The organism is Thermodesulfobacteriota bacterium (assembly GCA_040758155.1).
Classification (GTDB): domain Bacteria; phylum Desulfobacterota; class Deferrimicrobia; order Deferrimicrobiales; family Deferrimicrobiaceae; genus UBA2219.
Window position 1 is genome coordinate 1 of sequence record JBFLWB010000038.1, and the last position, 2,025, is coordinate 2,025.

Here is a 2,025-nt window from a genome sequence, read left to right on the forward strand (position 1 = left end):
GCCCGGACCTACCTCGGTCTCGCCGTCCACGCGCTTCACCGTTCCCTTCCCCGAGAGGACGAAGACCTCGTGCTCCCACGGGTGGGCGTGGAACGGCGTGTGCCCGCCGGGAGCCAGCTCGAAGTGGCGCGCCGTGAAGTTCGGCGCCCCCACGTTGTCGCCCATCAATACCCGGATCGTGACGCCTTCCGCCCCCGCTTCCGTGACCGCCTTCCCCTCTACCGCTTCCCAGTGCGCGACGTGCATCGCCTTTTCCCCTTTATCCGAGCAGCGCCCGGTATTTCTGGATATTCTCGAGGTGCAGGCTCTTCTGATTGCGAAGGAACACGATTTCATCGGGGCTCAAATTCTCGTCGGCGAGTCCCTCGATCATCCGGACCATCTCCTGCTCCTCCTGCATCAGGCATTCGAACTGCGCCTGCCAGGAGGGGAGGTCCATCACCTTGTCCAGAAGGTCGGCTACCTCGTTCGTGGTCGTACCTCCCCGTTGCATGATCCAGCTGTGCAGCCCCTCGCAGGAAACCGCCGCGGCGTGCCGGATGGAGGCCAGCAGCTTGTTGACGTTCTTGTCCGAGGCGAAAAATGCAAGCTGCTCGAGGCAGATGACCTTCCCCCGCTCCTTCTCGAGCAGCTTCTGCATCACTTCGATCAGGGTCATCGATCCCTCCGGATGTCCGTCAGAGTCCCGCGGTCCGGTTCAGCTCCGCCAGGAGCTGCTTCTCGCTCACGTTGTGGAGCAGGGCGCTTTGTTTCACAGATTCCGTCGCCTGGCCCGGGCAGGAGAAGCAGCCATCCCCATAATACTTCCGGAAGACCTTCTCTGTCTCGGGGTAGATCTTCAGGATGTCGCCGAGGATGTGGTCCGGACCGATCGGCGCGGGGGACGGGGCCGCCTTCGCGGGGGCGATCGCGTCATTGAGCGTCGAGACCATGTACGCCGGGTCCACGCCGTGGTTGTTGCACGCCATCCGCAGGGTTATGCCCATCCGCATCACGTGCTCGCGGTGACCGGCGTCTCCCAGGCCGCGGAAGCCGTTCCCGACGAAGACGCCCACGGTCTCCGGCCACCGGGAAAGGATCTCGCCCACCCGCATGTCGGCGTCGACGACCGCGGGCGGCGTAGCGGCGACGGGAGAAGGAGCGCTTTCCGGCTCCTCCGCTTCCTCCTCAGCCGGAACCGGCTCCAGCAGGATCGTCGCCGCCATGTTCGCCGCGAACATCGCCGCGGAGATCACGGAGAGCGCCGAGAAGAGGACGAAGGCGGCCGACGGCCGCGCGGGGTAGAAGACGACCATCCCGATCAGCCCGATGTTGGCGATGAAGAAATGGGCCGGCAGCCAGGACGGCCAGCGCAGCGTGCGCCCGTTGAACCGGGGCAGGATGAAGTAGCCCACCCCGTAGATCATCATCGTCATCCAGCCGAGCAGATTGAAGTGGACGTGCGTGAAACGGACCCAATCGGCGTAGCCCGCTCCGCCCATCCAGATGCCCAGGACGGCGGCAAGGAAAAAGTACACAAGCGACGCGACGACGAAGCCCTTCGTATAGCGATCCATCGGTATCCTCCGCAGGTCGTTTTCCCGTTCCGGGGAATTCCCGGCGCCTGAGGAGGATTATCTCCGGGAGGGGGGACCGGTTCCTTGACGGGAGTCAAGCGCGCCGGCCCCCCCTCGGGGAAGGCGGGAAAAGGCCGTTCTTACCCCTGCGCCTTCGCGGGGCGCACCGTGAGCAGGTCCCAGACGGTGGTGAGCAGCCCGGCGAGGAAGAACACGCCGGCGGTCATCGTGACGCCCATCCAGAGGCGCATGTATCCCTGCGCGGTCATGTATCCCATGTCGAGGACTCGCTCGATGTAGCTCTGCAGCACCCCCGCGACGCCGAAGGTCAGCCCCATGATCATCATGGCGATGCACATCGTCCAGAAGCCGATCTTTCCGCGCGCGTCGTCGAACACCTCGATCCCCTTCACCTTCGGCATGGCGAAGTAGAAGATGGTCAGGTTCAGCAGCGCGTAGGCCCCGAAGA

The 2,025-nt window shown here is 64.6% G+C and carries 4 protein-coding genes; all 4 read right to left on the bottom strand.

Annotated features, from left to right (window positions below; genetic code table 11):
* Window positions 1-246 (bottom strand): cupin domain-containing protein (locus AB1346_02330; protein MEW6719268.1); only part of this gene is annotated, 246 nt, incomplete at its 3' end.
* A 13-nt stretch (window positions 247-259) separates the two neighbouring features.
* A complete protein-coding gene (locus tag AB1346_02335; GenBank protein ID MEW6719269.1) occupies window positions 260-658 on the bottom strand; it encodes a hypothetical protein in 399 nt (132 codons plus the stop codon).
* A 19-nt stretch (window positions 659-677) separates the two neighbouring features.
* Window positions 678-1,556, bottom strand: a complete 879-nt coding sequence (locus AB1346_02340; GenBank protein MEW6719270.1) for a DUF1858 domain-containing protein — start codon at window positions 1,554-1,556, stop codon at window positions 678-680.
* Between the two features lie 140 nt (window positions 1,557-1,696).
* A partial coding sequence (locus AB1346_02345; GenBank protein ID MEW6719271.1) for a nitric-oxide reductase occupies window positions 1,697-2,025 on the bottom strand: 329 nt, incomplete at its 5' end.